Origin of the sequence: Flavobacterium potami (assembly GCF_020026915.1) — a bacterium.
Taxonomy (GTDB): Bacteria; Bacteroidota; Bacteroidia; order Flavobacteriales; family Flavobacteriaceae; genus Flavobacterium; species Flavobacterium potami.
The window spans coordinates 1-255 of sequence record NZ_JAINUY010000106.1 but is presented as its reverse complement, the minus strand read 5'-3'; the positions used below and the strand labels follow the sequence as shown (position 1 = coordinate 255).

Sequence of the window (255 nt, the reverse complement as noted above, 5' to 3'; positions counted from 1 at the left end):
GTGCCATCTCGACACTTACGGTTGCCCCAGCGGTAATCGATGCTGTTGCCGATGCACTTGGAACAATCAACGGAAATACAGGAGGCACGACCACGTTGTCGCTGATCAACAGTGATACATTGAACGCAGTGCAGGCTGTAATCGGAAGCAATCCTGGTCAGGTTAAGATCGAGGGAGTGAACCTTCCGACAGGCATCAGCATCGCCAACGACGGAAAAGTGGTTGTTGCGCCGAATACACCGGCAGGCAGCTACG

The 255-nt window shown here is 53.7% G+C and carries 1 protein-coding gene; it reads left to right on the top strand.

Annotated features, from left to right (window positions below; genetic code table 11):
- On the top strand, nt 1-255 hold a 255-nt coding region (locus K6T82_RS24455), incomplete at both ends, for a hypothetical protein (protein WP_223711675.1).